The organism is Streptacidiphilus pinicola (genome assembly GCF_003258295.1).
Taxonomy (GTDB): Bacteria; Actinomycetota; Actinomycetes; order Streptomycetales; family Streptomycetaceae; genus Streptacidiphilus; species Streptacidiphilus pinicola.
In genome coordinates this window covers 1-17,197 of the sequence record NZ_QKYN01000126.1, presented here as the reverse complement: position 1 = coordinate 17,197, position 17,197 = coordinate 1, and the positions used below count along the sequence as shown (strand labels likewise).

General features: G+C 65.9%; 6 protein-coding genes. 1 reads left to right on the top strand and 5 read right to left on the bottom strand.

Features of this window, described 5'->3' with window-relative positions:
- Positions 1-50: 50 nt before the first annotated feature.
- The 3 genes from DN069_RS29465 to DN069_RS42480 all read right to left on the bottom strand — a co-directional run bounded on the left by DN069_RS29465 (position 51) and on the right by DN069_RS42480 (position 9,836).
- A complete protein-coding gene (locus DN069_RS29465) occupies positions 51-1,151 on the bottom strand; it encodes an integrase core domain-containing protein (protein ID WP_111506105.1) in 1,101 nt (366 codons plus the stop codon).
- A 226-nt stretch (positions 1,152-1,377) separates the two neighbouring features.
- Positions 1,378-1,716, bottom strand: coding sequence for a hypothetical protein (locus DN069_RS29460; RefSeq protein ID WP_133260077.1), 339 nt, complete (start codon positions 1,714-1,716; stop codon positions 1,378-1,380).
- 62 nt (positions 1,717-1,778) lie between these two features.
- Positions 1,779-9,836 (bottom strand): ricin-type beta-trefoil lectin domain protein, encoded by an 8,058-nt coding sequence (locus tag DN069_RS42480; RefSeq protein WP_165845695.1) that lies wholly within the window; start codon positions 9,834-9,836, stop codon positions 1,779-1,781.
- A 1,070-nt stretch (positions 9,837-10,906) separates the two neighbouring features.
- On the opposite strand from DN069_RS42480, the gene DN069_RS29450 reads away from it, so the two are divergent.
- A complete protein-coding gene (locus DN069_RS29450; RefSeq protein WP_111506099.1) occupies positions 10,907-15,022 on the top strand; it encodes a LamG-like jellyroll fold domain-containing protein in 4,116 nt (1,371 codons plus the stop codon).
- Between the two features lie 709 nt (positions 15,023-15,731).
- Here DN069_RS29450 and DN069_RS29445 read toward each other — a convergent pair.
- Together DN069_RS29445 and DN069_RS29440 are read right to left on the bottom strand one after the other, a co-directional pair.
- Entirely contained in the window at positions 15,732-16,832 is a 1,101-nt protein-coding gene (locus tag DN069_RS29445) for an integrase core domain-containing protein (RefSeq protein ID WP_111506107.1), read from the bottom strand.
- Positions 16,833-16,943: 111 nt separating this feature from the next.
- Positions 16,944-17,197: transposase (locus tag DN069_RS29440; RefSeq protein WP_207892313.1), on the bottom strand; the 254-nt coding region annotated here is incomplete at its 5' end.

Below are 17,197 nucleotides of genomic sequence, written 5' to 3'. Positions count from 1 at the left end.
TGGATTAGCCACCAAGATCGTGGGTGTGCCGAAATCCCTGTCCGTGCAGGTCAAGCGGCGTGCCGGTACTCGTGGAGGACTCCGCCGAGTCGATCGAGCCGGCGTATGTCCAGGCGTTCGATCTGATGCGGTTCGAGCCGTGCTGGGAGGGCCCTCAAGGGTGCGGCGCCAACCAAGGACCGGTGGGAGCGATGCTCGTTGTAGTGCCGCTCGTAGACCCGTACAACTCGACGCAGGTGAGCCTCGTTCCAAATGAGAGTGCGGTCCAAGAGTTCAGTCCTGAGCGTCCTGACCCAGCGTTCCATGACCGCGTTCATGCGCGGAACCTGCACGCCCGTCAGTACAGACGCGATGCCCGAACTCTGCAGGATCTGGTCCATCAAGGTGGGGTACTTGGCGTCGCGGTCTCGGATCAGGAACCGCACTGTGGCGACCTGGCCGGCGTCCTCCAGGTCCATGAGCAGGTTCCGCACCACCTGCGTGACCCAAGTATGGGTCGGGTGGGCGGTGGTGCCGAGGATCCGGATCCTGCGGCTGCCGTGGTGGATGGCGGCGAGGACGTACTGGCGCTGCCCGGTGAGGGTGACGGTCTCGATGAAGTCCATCGCCAAGATCGCCTCGGCCGGCGAGCGCAGGAAGTCCGGCCAGGTGACGCTTGAGCGGTTCGGCGCGGGGTCGATGCCTTCGGCCTTGAGGAGTTCCCAGACGGTGGACGGTGCCACCCGGATGCCGAGGACGGCGAGTTCGCCGTGGATGCGGCGGTAGCCCCAGTATGGGTTCTCCCGAGCAAGCCGCAGGACCAGGCGGCGGATCGAGACGATCGTGCGCGGACGCCCCGGCCTGTGTCTGGCGCTCGCTCGAGCGTGTCGGTGCCTGATCAGGTCACGGTGCCAGCGCAGGCCCGTGTCCGGGCTGACCGGCAGCCGGATCCGGCGCAGAGTCTGCCGCGGCAGCCCCGACAGCAGCGCCGCCAGGAACGTCCGATCCTCCGACCGGAACCTCGGACGCTCATCACCGAGCTGCCGCTGCAGGACCGTGAGCTGGTGACGCAGGGCCAGAATCTCGACGTCCTTCTCGCGGTCGCCCATCGGGAGCAGGCGCAGGGCAGCGAAGGCCTGGGAGACAGCGAGATACGCGAATCGCACGAGCACAAAACGTCATCATGCCCGATAGCGGACGCCCGAGGCTAAAACGACCCTGGCCTGCATGGACGCAATAATCGGCACGGACACCGACGACGGCGACGACCCACCGGTTTGCGCAGCGCCCGTCCACTGACGTGCCGTCAACTACTGCCGTCAGACACCTCAGAGGCCCCACCGAAATGGTTTCCGGTGGGGCCTCTGAAGCGACACTGCTCAGGTATTCAGGGAATCCTCACTCAACCTGTCCCCAGGTAATTTCCGGGCCCGGTGGCCACTCCTGCCCAAAGTCGAACAAGGTCTCATCATCGAAGTCCCGCACGGCTTCCCTCCAAGAAGGTCGGCCACCCACGATGAAGCCGCGGAAATCCTCACTCGAAACTAGATAGAGCGACTGCAGCTTATCGCCAATGCTGAACTTCGCAGCTGCCTCGGACGCCTCCTGGGGAGAAGGCCGCCAAATCTTCAGCCTCTTCATCCTCGGCCTTAGGAACATTACTTCCACATTGCCGACGTAGATCTCGATCCTGGTGCCACCCTCATCACCCGGACTCGGGTTGCTACGCAGCAACATCGTGCGATGTGAGGGGCTGAAGCTCCAGATCTCAAACAGCCTGTCCGACTCATACGCTGACACTACTGACCTGCCAAACCTCTCAGGGCAGCCCAGTCGGGCTCTTGAACATCGACTGGCGCACCTCTCCAATAGAACTGAATAGACGACCACGACCTACCGAATTCACTATCCACACTATTCAGGTAGGCGTTTCGGCCAACGACACTCATCTCCCAAGCCGTGCCATATCCGCCCTGCACGGCACCCTTCAAGCCAGCTCCAACCCCTCGGATATAGGCATTCTGAAATGCCTCCTCTGGGGTTGCGCCGGGGAGCCCATCAAGCGTGATGCTCAGCCTGGTGTCCGGACTTCCGGCAGCACGCATCACGCCATGCATCCACTCCGGAATCCCGCCTTCTCCGATATCTCCAAAGTTACTGTCGTTGAACGTATGCGCTCCTGCGTCGCCCCCATTTCGCAGGGCTCCGGCCAATGCATCCGAATGCTCTCCGACGCCAAGGACAACGTGTTCCCCTTCGGGCCCACAAGCATTGTGGACCAAGATCGGGACGCCGCCCGCCACAACATAGTACGTGTGGAGTTGCTGGATGGTCAGGTTCCAACGGTTTGCCGCGCCCAGGGTGGTCTTTGTGTTGAGGACGGTGGGGTGATGGCCTGGGGTGCTGGCGAGCTTGTGGCCGGCCTTCAGGTGGTCAGCTCGGACCCAAGTGTGCGTGGTGTCATCCCAGAAGGGGTGGTTCGCGGTGGTGTGTATGACAGAGGGTTGATCAGTTCCGTCGTCGATCGTGACGTCGAGAAGGTCAGTGTCATGGTTGATCCAGATGTGCTGGATCGTGCGTGCTCCCGCCTCTTTGCCATTCTTCGCGTCAGCGGACTCGACGTGATCACCGACCTTCAGTGTTCCGATGGCTTTGGTTGCGCCGTCTGCCATGAGCACTGGTGTGTCCGGGGAGAAGCTGCATTTGCAACCGACGCAGTCGGTGCTGTCCCGGCCAGCACTGCTGCTCCCCTTCGCAGGGGTGCTTGGTGCTGCATCTGTGGGTGTCGTACTGGCTGGCGTGTCGGATGTCGCAGCCGTACCACCACCCGCGGCGTCCGTGGCTGCTTTCCCTGCAGCCGAGGTGGCTTCCGGGACCGCATCGTCACTGCGACTGAGGGCCTTGGCGAGCTTGCTGGCGAGGCTTCGCCCCATCGTCATGACGTCGTCAGCGGCTACTGCGCCTCCTTCACCGTCGGTGATCATGGCCATGCCGACCGCCGCCTGGACGTCGTAGACGTCTTGAATAGCGTCGTGATGCACGTCGAGGTATTTGGCTTCGAAGCCGCCCCACCAGTTGCTGACTGCGTCGGCAGCCACGTTGGCGTTTTCCTGACGCATCGTGTCGCTGAGTGTGCCGAAGATGGTGTCGCCGATTGCAGCCACCTGGCGCTGGTCGCTGGTTGGGCCTTGATCGCCGCTGGAGTTGTTCGTATTGCCGCTGGAGTTGTTGGTCTTGCCGGTGTCGGGGGCAAGCGGGTCGACGACACCTGGGCCGTCCGGGTCGAAGAGACCTGTGGGGTCTGATCCGGTGGCGGGGTTGTCTGCGGCGTATGTGTAGCCGCCCATCTGGTTGGGGTCGCCGGCTTCGAAGACTGGGTCGGGGCTGGTGAAGCGGCCGATCGAGGGGTCGTAATTGCGGGCGCCGAGGAGGTCGAGGCCGGTGTTGGTGTCGGTGGGTTTGCCGAGGAAGCCGTGGTTGTCGGGCCAGTTGGTGGGTTGGGTGCCGCGGGGGTTGCCGTAGGGGTCGTAGTAGCGGCGTGTGATGGTGGGGGTGCTGGTGGTGGAGGAGATGGTGGTGGTGGCGGTGCCCTGCTTGTTGCCGGTCTGGTAGATGACCGTGCCGCCGGGGGTGGGGCCGCCGGTGGTGCGGGTGACGACGGTGCCGTCGGGTCCGGGGTAGAAGCGTTGGCCGGTGACGCCGGTCCCGATCTTGGTGAGCTGCTCGGTCCCGCCGAAGAGGTAGAGGATGGTGGTGCCGTTGCTGGTCTGTTCGAGCAGGTTGCCGGAGGCGTCGTAGATGTAGCTGCTGGTCTGGGCGCCGGTGCTGCCTGCGTCGGTGACGGTGGCGGTGCGGCCTTCGGCGTCGTAGGTGAAGGTCTGGGGTGAGGCTAGGGTCTGGCTTGCGCCGGGGGTGGTCCAGGTTTGGCCGCCGGAGCCGCAGGCCCAGAGGATCTGTTGGGTTCCGATGGTGGCGGTGGCGGCTGGGTCTGCCAGGCACATGTTGCTGGTGCCGAGGTTGGCGAGGTTGCCGTTGGGCGTGGGCTTCCAGAGTTGTGTGGACTTGGTCTTGTCGCAGGTGTCGATGACGACCTTGGTGCTCTGGGTCGTGGCGTCACCGGCGGTGTCGAGGCAGACGCCCTTCCCGGTGAGCTGGACGGTGCCGTCCGGGGCGAAGGTCCACTGCTGGGAAGCGCTGGAGTTGCAGGTGTAGACCTGGACCTTGTTCTCCGGGGTGGTGGAGCCGGAGGAGTCGTCAAGGCAGAGTTTTCCGCCGGTCGACAGGGTGAAGCCGGTGGTCAGGGGGCCGCTGATGGTGCGGCTCATGGTGTTGCCTGCGTTGACGCCTGCGCTGTTGACGCTGGTGTCGGTGTAGCTGGGGGTGGTTGTGGTGGTGCCCAGGCTTGGGTTGGTGCTGGTGATGCTGGTGGCTTGGTTCGGCTGCGCGGCGCTGGTGGTGGCGTTGGTGCCGGGGTAGGCGATGGTCTGGGTGGTGTTGTTGAGGGCGTTGCCGGTGGGGTCGTGGTTAACCATGCCGGTGCGGTCGCCGAGCAGGTCGTAGTTGTAGTCCTGCCAGTAGGGGGCTGGGCCGCCTACGGTGTTGGTCTGGGGCGCGGTAAGTGTGGCGGCGGCTGTCGGGTTGGTGCTGGGGCAGGATCCCGTGCCGCCGGCACCGGCGCTGCTGATGCCTTGGGAGTCGGTCCAGGCGGTGGTGAGGCGCTGGAAGCTGTCGTAGGTGTAGCACTGTGTGTCGGTGCCGGTGACGGCTCCACCGTTGGACTGGGCGTCGGAGACTGCGGTGATTTCTCCGGCTTGGTTGTAGCGGTAGTCGGTGCTGTCGATGGCGCTGGTGGAAGCGGCCTGCCAGCCGACGGTGCTGTGGGTCAGTCGACCGGTGGCCGCGTCGTATGCGCTCGTGGTGGCCAATTGGAGGCCGTACACGCCGTAGTTGGTCTGCTGGAGTTGGCCGAGCGGGGTGTAGATAGTGTTGTCGACGTAGGGGGCATTGATGGTGCCGCCGCCGGACTGGGTGAGCGTTCCTCCGTCGGACATCAGCAGGCCCTGCAGGTCGTACTGATAGCCGACCGTCTCCGGAAGCAGGCCCCCGTCAGCTCCGTAGTTGGTGGAGTTGAGCAGGCCGACGTCGGGGGTGTAGGTGGCGTCGCTTTCGAAGCTGACGGTGCCAGAGGTCCCCTGGGTGGTGCCGGGGGGTGCGGGGAAGCCGTCGGTCGCGGGGATGGTGGTGCGGGTCCCCGTGGCCTGGTAGGCGCTGTTGTAGGCGGTGACCTGCTCGGTGTAGCTGGTGGTGGTCGACCCGTTGTGAACGTAGCGGGTCGAGGAGGTCGGGTAGCCCAGGGTCGCCGCATTCGGGTTGGGAGAGTCGGCGGTGCTGGGCGTGATGTCGTAGGCCCAGGACGCAAGCATGCTGCTGGTCGACTCGGGTGCCGCGTTGGTGGTGTCGTACTCGGCGGTCCTGCGGTTGTCCCAGTCGTAGATGTAGGAGAGCTGCTTGCCCCGCGGGTCGGTGGTGGCGAGCAGGTTCCCGAGCGGGTCGTAACTGTCGAAGGTGGTGGTGCCAGTGTTGGGGTCGCTCTGGGAGATCTTCTGACCGAGGAGGTTGTACTGGTACTTCCAGGTGTTTCCTGCCGAGTCCTGGATAGTGGAGACCTCGCCGACGGGGGTGTAGGTGTAACTGGTGGTGTTACTGCCGCCGGGGTTCGCGTGCCAGCTGTTACTGGACCAGGTCGCCGCGCCACTGCTGTTGTAGAGGACGAGGTTGTCGTCGTTCTGCAGCTGCAGGGTGGTGCCCGCCCCTGCGGTCAGGCTTGCGGACCACAGGCTGGTGCCTGAGGTGTTGTAGACGTGGAGGTTCCCATCGGTGGCGAAGGCGGCGTAGGCGCCGCTGTTGCCGCTGGTGCTGCTCGCCCACATGGACTTGCCGGTGGCGAGGGAGTACAGGACGAGATTGCCGTCGTTCTGCATGACCAGGCGGGAGCTGGCGGACAGGAGCTGGGTGCCGGACGGGATCACCATGCCGGGCGTGAGTTTGACGACCTGGTTGGTGTTCTGGACCGTCGTGGAGGTCGTCTGGCCGAGCGCGTTTGTGATGGTCTGCGTGGTGGGACCACCGACGGGCGGGGTGGTGTCCGTCTCGTCGGCGCCGGGGTAGGAGGCGCCGCTGCTCCATTGGGCGGCGCCCATGGTGTAGAGGGTGCTCTTGAGGGTGCGGCCCTGGCCGTCGTAGGTGTTGAGGGTCTCCGAGGGGATCTGGCTCTCGGGCAGGACCTGGGCGACGGTGGTCGACGGGGCGGTGGTGGTGTCGATGTAGGGGGCGTAGGTGCGCAGTGGCCAGCCGTGGGAGTCGTAGAAGGTGTCGCTGATCAGGCGTCCGGCGGAGTTGTCCGCTGTGGTGGTCTGGGTCTGGCGGGGTTGCAGCATCCCGTCGTACAGGGTGATGCTCTGCCCGTAAGAGCCGCCCTCGCGCAGGGTGTTGGTGGTGACGGCGCTGGGGGCACCGGTGATGGTGGTGGCGACGTTGGGGCCCACGGTGACGGTGGCGCCGGGGTCGATGGAGTAGGCGAACGTCTTGTCTGCGCTCTGGCTCGCCTGTGAGCGGCCTGGCAGCCAAACCGCCGTCCGGCGGCCGAGGGCGTCGTAGGTGATGTCCGTCTTGCGCTTGTTGGCGTCCACGTTTTCGGTCGCGACGCCGCGCAGCGGGTCCAGGGTTGAGGTGGTGGTCCAGCCTTGCGGGTTGGTGGAGACGACCGTGGTCGGGTTCGTGCTGCCGTCCGCGGGGGTGTAGGTGGTGTGGGTCGCGCTGCCGTTGGTGTCTAGCGCCTGGGTGACGCGGCCGACGCCGTCGTAGGTGATCGCGGTGGTGGTGCGCCAGGCAGTGGGGGTGCCGCCACTGGCGGCCGTGGCGACCTGGTTGCCGGTCGCACGGCCAGTGGAGTCGAGTTGCCCGAAGGTGCCCAGGTTCGTCAGGGTGCTGTCGCCGCCGTAGTACACCTTCTTGGCGGACAGGAGGGTGGGGCTGGTGCCTCCGCATGCTCCGGTGACCGTGGTGGTCTGGTCCGGGTAGATGAGCATCTGCGGGTTGCCGGAGGGGGCGGTGGCGTAGCTGGTGGTGGTGCACTGTTCCTGCGCGTCTCCGGCGCCCACGTCCGCTGTGGCGTCGACCGTGCTGGGGCGCCCTTGAGAGTCGTAGGTGGTGTGCTGCAGGTTCTCGCGCCAGGTCCCGTTCTTGAGTAGGGAGTAGCTGCGGGAAGTGCTGTCAGTGATGCGATGGGCCGTGAGTGCTGGGAGGGTGGACAGGGTGGGTGGTGTGCCGGTGTAGTCGGTGGAGTTCCAGTCCGTCCACGCGGTCTGCGCCGCCGAGTCGGTCTGTGTGAGGCTCGGGGCCGGGGTGACGGTCTTCGCGTCGACGCTCCCGCCGGCGGCCGTGTAAGTGTCGGTCTCGAGCGGGGTCCCGGCCAGCCAGTTGCTGTCGGTGACGTTGTCGCCGACCGTGTCGGGGACCTGGATGGAGCGCTGGGTTCCGCTGGCGAGGTAGTCCCCGTCCATGCCTTGAAGGTAGGTCGTGGTGGTCTGTGTGATGGGGTCAGGTGCGGTGCCGGAGGTTGCGGTGACGGTGTGGTAACCGCGGAACTGGTCCCAGGTGCGGTACAGGTCGTCGGTCAGCGGCGAGTCGTCGCGGTGCCAGGCGGGCTTGCTGTAGCTGTAGTTGGTGACCTGGTCCGGCGAGCCGGAAAAGCCGAGGTTCCCGGACGTCCCGGCTGTGTCGTTCTTGGCACCGGTCACGTCGGAGACGACGACACTCTGCACACGGGTCTTGTTGAACCAGTCAGCGCTGGGGTAAGAGGCGCCTGGCTGGCTCCAATAGGACTGGTAGCAGGACATGGCGTCGTTGTCCGGCGACGCGGGCATCGTGTTGTTCACCCGCGAGCAGTCCGGCGGGTAGTAGTCGACCGAAATGACCTCGCCGGTCTCGGTGACGATGGCGGCCATACGAGGCCGGAAGAGTTCCGGCGCGCTGCCGCCGTCGACCCGATTGTCGATCTCGGTGCCAACGAACGTTACCGGGTTCATGGTGACGGCAGTGCCGCCGCCGTCATAGGAGTCCGCCTCGCCCGTGTGCTGGATGGACTGCAGCCACAGCACGCCCTGAAGGGATCCAGCGTCGCTGGGGTCGACCGTGGTGCCGGTGACCGGGTCGATCGTTCCGCCGAACGTCGAGTACACCTGGCCGAGTTGGTATCCGTCGACAGCGACCAAACCCTTGTCGGTTTTTGTTGTGGAGTCGACGACGTGGACCTTTGTGGTGACCGAGTCGAGGCGGGTGGCAGTCCAGAACGTCGGGGAGTTGGTAATGCAGACTCCGCTCGGAACGCTCGTCGAGCCGGGGGGAAGTGTCGTCGAGTCGCCAGACTCGCAGGCGAGGTCGAAGGGGACGTCGGGCCAGTTGCTGGCATTGGAGTCCGAGATCGTCTGACTGCAGTTGAAGCTCGGACTGGTCTGGCAGCGCTGCTTTGAGGTGAACACCACCGCCGCTGCCGGGGTGTGGCCGGCGAGCTCGTCGGCGAGCTGGTACCCGTAGGAGATCTGGGTAAGCGTGCCGCCGCGGGTGTAGGGGGTGAGAGTACCTGACCCATTGGACGCCGCGACCTGGCCACCGCCGAGGTCGTAGTAGTTGGACTCTGTGCTGTAGTCATAGCGCTGCACGAAGCCCGTCGGCGAGACCACGAAGTCCAGGTTCCAGCGCCATCCCTCGTTCGCCGAGCACTTGGACGCGGTCCCGTCGCTCGAGTTGTAGCACGGGTCGCCGGAGACGGGGTGAAGCACTGGGACGCCCCACGCGGAATCCGTGGACGCGTCTGCAGGCTTCCCGGACTGGGCTGCAGAGTTGATCGCAGTCGTGGCCGGGGCGTGGTCGGATCCGAAGTAGGCAGCCGATCCGTCAGTGGTCACGACTCGGTAGTAGATGCCCTGGTACAGGTTGTTCTGCGCGCCGGAGAGCTCCTGCACGATGGTGCCATCGTCGTTCTGCAGCTTCCACTGGGCCACGATGCCAGGCACCGAGGTGTCCTTGGTGGTGGGCACCAGCACACCGGAGTGGGAGCCGAAGGAGATGACCGCATTGTCCCCGCCCCAGCACTCGTCGCCTGAGCCCTTGAGGAGGCGTTGTCCGCTGGAGTTGAGCAAGCTGCTGCACGAGCGGTAGGAGCGTTCGACGAAACCGGGCTGATAGTCCCACCCATCACCGATCCACGACGCCTGTGAGTTGCGGGCGGAGGTCTCTCCGTCCACCGACTGCGAGTCGTAGGAGAACGCCACGCTGGGAGCATTGCCGCCAACGGCGGAGGGGACAGTCAGAGGGTAGGAGTAGGTGAATGCTCCTGTCCCTGATGCCTGCCAGGTGCCCGACGGGTTGAGCGAGGTCGCCGCGTAGTTGCCTTGTGAGCCGAGTGTGCCGGAACTTATGCCGACGACGGTCATGCCGCCGCTGGTGTCCATCGCAGTCAGCCCAGGGCGCGTCGTCCTGTGCGAGGCCCCACCGCTGCTCGCACCGACGGTGAGTGTGGCGACCAGTTGGTCGGCGCCCGCCCGGTTAGAAAAGTTCAGGGGAGTATGGGTCCGGCAGGCTTCTATCTGAGGCGAGGTCAACGCACAGGCGGGCATGGTAAACATCACCAACCGCGAGCCGTAACCGCCACCGTAGGCACGCGCGAGGCTCGCGTAGTCGACGACAGCCTGCACTCGGCCGGACACGGCGGTGCCGTCGGAACGGGCGAACCCGAGCAACATCGCGTTCACGCCGGCCGCCACCGCCTGGGCGTGCGAGGCCACTTGCACCGTCACTCGGCCGGGCTCCTGAACCGCTGGCTGTGCCCGGGTCCCGCGCCCGGAAGAAGCAGGGACGGGACCGACCCACACCGGCAGGGATCCCGCCCTGACCGGCCCGGCGACCGGCACCGAGGCCGACGCCGTGGGGGCGGGCGCCGACGTGCCACGCACGCCCGCACCCGATGCTCCAGGGCTTGGATGCCCCGACGGGGAGGATGGAGAGGCTGAAGGTGACGCTCCGGACGCGGCGGGGACAACTCGAGTCAACGCCACGGTGCTTGTGCCGCTTGCGGGCCATACAGGGGCCTGCGTCGCGTAGCCCTTGAGGGGTTTCGCTCGCTTACTCAGAAGACCACTGGTCTGACCATGCGGAAGATCTCGGACCGGCACGCTCTTGGTCGCAGGCAGGGCATAGGGGGACCAGATCTTGCCCGTGTACTGGTAATGCGGCAGCTCCTGCGCGACCGCCATCGGCGCCACCACGGCGCTCGAGGCCAGCACCGCAGTGGCAACGGTCAGACCACGCCCCCACACCCGGTGACGGACACCCGCAAACCAGCGCGCACGGACAGTCATGCGGCAAAACCCCCTGCATTCGGACACCGTGACGATCCATCAGCGCATGGAAACACTGCGGAGAATGATCGAAGGGATCATATGGATCGTGTGAAGACTGAGCTATACCCTGTCCGCGCCCGACCCCAGGGGATGGGCATCCGCACGCGGGGTGGTTTCGTCCGATCCGTGCGGGGCGAAACGGGACATGACAAGACACGCCGCCGCCACGCTGCGACATTCGTGACCCACTAGCCCTTCGCCAATGTGACGCAAATCACGCCTCCGTGATCACTCGACCGCGAAGGCTCTTCATGACCACTCAGTCACACGCCCGCAGGGCGTGGAGGCGGCGCGTCCTCATGGCGCCGCTCCTTACCTGCCTGATATCAGCCGGATCCGTCTGGCCAGCTCTCGCCGACACCGCGCCGGGCGGCCCGGGCTCCATCGCGCCGCCCACCTCGCCCGGCACAGTTCAGGCGGCCCAGTTGCAGGCAGCCTCCACCGGCCAGCCTGTCCCGGTCCCGTCCATGACGACCGACACCACGAATGTTGTCGCCAACCCGGACGGTTCTCTCACCCAGACCACCAACGCCCTGCCCGTTCAGATCCAGCAGAACGGCACCTGGGTTCCGCTCGATGACACGCTCACCCAGAACGCGGACGGAACCATTAGCCCGAAGGCGACTCCAACTAACGTCGTGCTCTCCGGCGGCGGCAGCGGCCCCTTGGTCACCCTGACCGATCCAGCCGGCCACAGCCTGGCCATGTCGATGCCGTTCACCCTGCCCACGCCGACCCTCAGCGGCAACACCGCCGCTTACAGCTCGGTCCTGCCCGGCGTGGACCTGTCCGTATCTGTGGATGAGCAGGGCACTTTCCGGGACGTGCTGATCGTCCATGACGCCGCCGCCGCTGCCAACCCGGCCCTGAAGACCCTTCAGCTGGCGGCCTCCGGGCAGGGCCTGAACCTCGCCTCCGACACCGGGGGCGGGATGGTCGCTGAGGCCGCTGACGGGACAGCTGTCTTCAGCAGTCCCGCTCCGGTCATGTGGGACTCCAGCACCGGCTCATCCGGCACCATCACGGCACACGCCGCAGCGACGCTCGCAGACGCCGGCGGCGCCAGCACCTCGTCCGTGGACGGTCCCGGTAGCGGTGCCCAGGTCGACCCAGTGGCTCTCGCGGCCAGCGGCAACGCGCTGACCCTCACTCCGGATCAGAACCTACTCACCGGGAACGGCGTCAGCTTCCCTGTGTTCATCGACCCCGCAGTCGTCGACGACACGACCAAGTACTACGACCAGGTCTGGGAAGGATGCCCGGACGCCGACACCGGCTGGAACACCGAGGAAGGCAACGGCACCTCCGCAGGAGAGGGCATCGGATACATCCAACCCGCCTGGGGAGGCACCTGCGGCTCCGGCTACGAAGAGTCCTTCTACGTCATGGACCTCAGCAAGATCCCGCACGGAGCCTCAGTTTCCAAGGCGAACGTCAACCTCACCCAGACCTATGGCGCCTACGGGGGCTGCGACAAGAAGTGGCCGGTCACCCTCAGGGTCACCGACGGCATCAACTCGCCCACCAGCAGTAACCCCACCACCTGGAACCACCGCCCATACGCCGCAACCGGCGTGATGGCCTTCAGCCAGACCAACCTGATGTACAGCGTCGACGCCACCACCTCCTGCGGCGGCGGCAACACCACGACGTTCGACCTTGCCAGTCAGGTGAACGCGGCACAGGGCGGGACTATCACCTTCGGCCTCTACGGTGAGGAGAACACCGACGCCACAAACTTCGGGCACATGCGGTTCGCCCGCAATCCGTACATCCAGACCACGTACGACCTCAAGCCCAACATCGATCCCAGCACCGTCGACACCAGCCCCAAGGCCGTCACCGTCGACGCCAGCGGTAACCTGGTTTCCGCATCCCCGGCATGCGGCAGCGGCACGCCCGGATGGATCGGGCTGACCAGCACCAACTACGGCGCCAGCAGCATCGACCTGCAGTCCACCGCCACCTCCCCGATCACCGGCACCGATCTCGCCATCTGGTACACGATGGTTGACAACAAGCTCAACGACGGCACGGGCAACCCCAAACAGGTCACCTCGGGGAACGTCCCCTATGCCGTGTCTCCGAGGGTCGGCAGCTATCCGATTGGTACAACCGTCCAAGACGGCCACCAGTACACGTGGCAAACCCACGCCTCGGATGGAACCTTGCCCTCCAACACCGTCTCAGGCTGCACTTTCGACGTCGACCTCACCCCGCCAGCTCAGGCCACCATCGCCAGCAGCGACTTCCCTGCCTCCGGCAGCGGGACCGCTCCCGCCAAGGACGCCGGCCAGGCCGGATCCTTCACCGTCACCGCAACAGACCCAGCCCCCGACGCCTCCACCTGCACACTCGGCACCTGCCTGCCGGCCAGCGGAATTGCGGGGTTCCGCTACTCACTCGACCAACCCATTCCCACCCTCGGCTTCACCTACCAGGCGGCAAGCAGCGGCCAGGCAACTCTGAACATCACGCCCGGAATGTGGGGAAGCCACATCCTCTACGTCGAAGCCGTCGACAACGCCGGGAACGTCCAGACCGTCCCATCCACGTACAGCTTCTACGCCCCCTGGAACCCCACCACCAAGGTCACCGCAGGCGACCTCACCGGCGACGGCGTCCCCGACATGCTCGCCACCGACAACAACGGCAACCTCATCCTGCTCCCCGGCAACACCGACCCCTCCACGACTGCTGCCACCATCGCCGGCACACCTTCCACCAGCCCCGACGGCACAAGCTGGAAGAACTTCGACATCGCCCACCGAGGCTCCCTGCAAAACGGCGGGGTCGACGACCTGTTCGCCTACAGCACCAAGACCTCCGCCATGTACCGCTACACCAACGACGGCGAGAACGGTGGCACCTACGGCCACTTCTCCAAAACCAGCGGCGTCTCCCCGATCACGCACCCGACCTGCACCGCCACAGGTCGCTGCACCGGCTACAACACCGACTGGTCCGGCATCAGGCAGATGATCGCCCCCGGCGACCTGCAGGGCGACACGAGCTACGCCACGGCGAACCTGATCACCAAGGAGCTTGACGGCAGCGGGCACCAGGAGCTGTGGCTCTACCAGACCACCGCAAGCACGCCCTTGAGCAACCCCGTGCTGTTGGGCACCGGCGACTGGTCGCAATTCGACCTCATCGCCCCCGGCGTCGTCGGCGGCAACCTGGCCACCAAGACACCCGGCACCCCGATGCTCTGGGTCCGCGCCACCAGCACCGGCATGATCTACTCGCTTCCGCTCAAGGACAGCTCGGGCAGCATCACCACCCTCACCCCGCCCGTCACCACCACCCTCCAGACGTCTCTGACCGACAGCAGCGGCCGCAAGCTGTGCATAGACGACAACGCCCTGGGGACGGCTGACGGAAACAGGATCCAGGTCTGGTTCTGCGACAGTACTGTCGCCCAGTACTGGACCTACTCCCCCGACCAGTCCCTGCGCGTCCTCGGCAAGTGTCTCGACGCCACCAGCACCCCCACTTCTGGTACCAAACTCCAGCTTTGGACCTGCAACGGCACCGCTGCCCAGCACTGGCTGTCGGGTGCCAACGGGTCTCTCACGCTCGCCAGCCAGCCCGGCCTGTGCGTCGACGACCCTGGATCCAGCACCACGGACGGCACACAACTCCAGCTCTACGGTTGTGACAACACCAGCGCTCAGAATTGGACCAGCGCCGCCGTCAGCGGCTGGACCACCAACCCTTCCACCGACCTGTCCCCGATCCTGCCCGCTGCCGCCTATCCCGCTGTCGCCTCCCCCGGCGACATGACCGGGCTTGGCCAACCCGACCTCTACGCGGCCAGCGCCGGCGGCGACATCATCGACTACCAAGGCCTGGCCCCGACCGGGACCAATGCCAACTTCGCCGCCCCTTTCGTCCAGGGCAGTTACAGCACAGCCACCCACTGGTGGATCCTCAGCGACGGCGGAAGCAACACGACTGCCGCCGACAACGCCCCCGGCGGCACCCCGGCCACACTCAACGGCGGAACCACCTGGACCACCGACAGCAAGCGCGGCACCGTCCTCACCTTCGACGGCAAGACCGGATACACCCAGGTCGGCACCACCCCGGTTATCGACACCACCCAGAGTTTCAGCATTTCAGCGTGGATCGACCTCACTGACACCAGCCTCGCCCAGCAGTTCCTCGGCGAAGGCACCAACTACCACCAAGCCTTTACCCTCGGCTACAACCCGTCAGGCGGCGGATTCATGTTCCAGGCCACCGGAGCCAACACGGCAACCACCCCCTGGTACACCGCAGCGGCCAACGCCCCCGCCCAGACCGGCTGGCACCACCTCGTCGGCGTTTACGACGCCACCGCACGAACCATGACGCTCTACGTCGACGGCTCACTCGCCGGACAGGCAACCAACGCCGCCATCACCCCGGCCATCGGCCCACTCACCATGGGCGCCGTGACTTTCGCAGGCGGAACAGTGAGCCTGTACAGCCAGAGCAACGGCTCCCTGTCCGACATGCACGTCTACCCCACAGCGCTGAGCCCGTCAGCCGCCACCTCCATCAGCGACAACCCGCCACAGATCAACCAGCTCAACTGAATTGTTGCTCCGCCCGCCCCAGCACACCACGCTGGGGCGGGCACCCCGGCCCCAACCCCGCCGATCAACCCATGGCGGTTCGATACGGCGCCCGCCCGACGCCATCAGACCATCCCCACCCGATTGGGCCAATCCATGGTGCCAAAATGGGACATAATTACGGCATTCTTCACCGGGAGAACAGTGTCGAACGTCGGCCAAGAAGGTGCGAACTGCTCCCTGTTGATTGGGAGCGTCCACCGTAAGGTACCGAACTCCCGGCGAACCAGAGTGGCATGACGCCATTTCTGGGGGTCAAGGGGTCGCAGGTTCAAATCCTGTCGTCCCGACTCGGACGCTAGTCCAGAGTCGCAGGTCAGAGCCGGTGTCTGATTCATCAGACACCGGCTCTCGACGTTTTTCGGCCCACTTCAGTCGGGAGCGGATTGGGAGCGAAGTTGGGAGCACTCGGCTCCCAATCTGCTCCCAGGTCAACCCACGTTGACCGCTATCACCCACAACGGTCGAGATGGCCAGAATTCTTTCGTGCGGGCCCCGATGTGCGGCGAGATCCAGGGCCGTCGCGCCCTTTTGACAGTGCGCCATATGTTGTCGACCACACGGGGGCCGAGTTGCGCTCTTGACGACATGCGCTTGGGTGCATCTTCGCGCTCCCAGCAACTTCGCCGCATTTCACACCTGTAGGTGCCGAAATCCCCGTCCGCGCAGGTCAAGCAGCATGTCGGTACTCGTGGAGGACTCCGCCGAGTCGGTCGCGCCGGCGTATGTCCAGGCGCTCGACCTGGTGCGGCTCGAGCCGTGCGGGGATGGCTCGCAGGGGTGCGGCACCTGCCAGGGACCGATGGGGACGGTGCTGGTTGTAGTCCCGCTCGTAGACCAGCAGTACACGACGCAGGTGGGCCTCGTTCCAGACGAGGGTCCGGTCGAGGAGTTCGGCCCGGAGCGTCCTGGCCCAGCGTTCCATGACCGCGTTCATGCGCGGCACCTGCACGCCCGTCAGAACAGTCGCGATGCCCGAACTCTGCAAAATCTGATCCATCAAGGCTGGGTACTTGGCGTCCCGGTCCCGGATCAGGAACCGCACTGTGGCGAGCTGACCGGCGTCCTCCAGGTCCATCAGGAGGTTCCGCACAGCCTGGGCGACCCAGGCATGCGTCGGGTGGGCGGTGGTACCGACGATCCGGATCCTGCGGCTCGCGTGGTGGATAGCGGCGAGGATGTACTGGCGCTTTCCGGTGAGAGTGACGGTCTCGATGAAGTCCATCGCCATGATCGCTTCGGCCTGCGAGCGCAGGAAGTCCGGCCATGTGACGCTTGAGCGCTCCGGTGCGGGGTCGATGCCCTCGGTTCGGAGTATCTCCCAGACCGTGGACGGTGCTACCCGGAGGCCGAGGAGGGCGAGCTCGCCGTGGATGCGACGGTAGCCCCAGGACGGGTTCTCCCGGGCGAGCCGCAGCACCAGGCGGCGGATCGAGACAACCGTCCGAGGACGCCCGGGCCTGCGGCGAGCACTCGCGCGAGCGTGCCGGCGCTTGATCAGGTCGCGATGCCAGCGCAGGACCGTGTCCGGGCTGACCAGGAGCCGAATCCGACGCAGAGCCTGCCGCGGCAGCCCTGACAGCAACGCTGCCAGGAACACCCGGTCCTCTGGCCGGAACCTCGGACGCTCGCCGCCGAGTTGCCGCCGTAGGACCGTGAGCTGGTGACGCAGGGCCAGGATCTCGACATCCTTCTCGCGGCCTCCCATCGGAAGCAGGCGCATCGCCGCGAAGGCCTGGGAGACCGCGAGATACGCGAAGCGCACGAGCACGAGCACGAAAGGCGATCATGCCGGATAGGGACAGCCCCGAGCGCAGGACGGTCCTGACCTGCCTGGACGCAATTATCGGCACCCACACGATCTTGGTGGCTAATCCAATCCCTATGCAGCCAGGCTGAGTTGGAGTCTGGCGAGGTGGCTGTGGTTGGCGCGGTCGAGGGGGTGGCCGTTCCACCAGGCATGGAGGCGGATGAGGTTGAGAGCGGTGGCGCTGATGCTGTGGTCGAGGTGGGTTTTGGCCAGGCCGCGGTAGCGGGCGCGTCGTAGTCCGGTGGTGTGGGTGGCCTGGCTGACGGAGTCTGCGACCTGGCAGCGGAGGGAGGTGGCGCGTGCGCGGGCCGCGGCAGGCTGGGGGG